The 416-nt window shown below is 47.4% G+C and carries 1 protein-coding gene; it reads left to right on the forward strand.

Annotated features, from left to right (window positions below; all coding sequences use genetic code 11):
* On the forward strand, window positions 1-416 hold a 416-nt coding region (locus D7X74_RS43535; protein WP_158622385.1), incomplete at both ends, for a hypothetical protein.

The raw sequence follows: 416 nt of genomic DNA on the forward strand, positions 1-416 counted from the left end.
AATGAGGAATGTCCCAGGTGTTTTGGATGTTGGTGGTGTGAATATCGGGATGAGGACGCCGAGACTGGTTTCGCATGCTATTGGGGAGGAGGTTTGGGAGACGAGGGGGTGGACGTATCAGGAGAAAGTGTTATCGAGTAGGCAGCTGGTTTTTACCGAACATGAGGTATTCTACAAGTGTTTGAGCGGGGAGAAGGGTGAGGATGCTTGTCATCAGAGCGATGTTGTGGAGTTCACGAGAGATTCTTTCTTTTCGTGGGGAGAGCTGCTTTCTGTTGCTCATGGAAGAGATGCGTGGCAGATTTATACGGATTGTATCGGCGTATATTCAAAGCGGCACTTCACTTTCGAGACTGATATCCTCAAAGCTTTTGAGGGAATTATCGGTTACTTCAGACAGAAGTATGATTGGACAT

Origin of the sequence: Corallococcus sp. CA047B, assembly GCF_003612065.1 — a bacterium.
GTDB classification, from domain to species: domain Bacteria; phylum Myxococcota; class Myxococcia; order Myxococcales; family Myxococcaceae; genus Corallococcus; species Corallococcus praedator.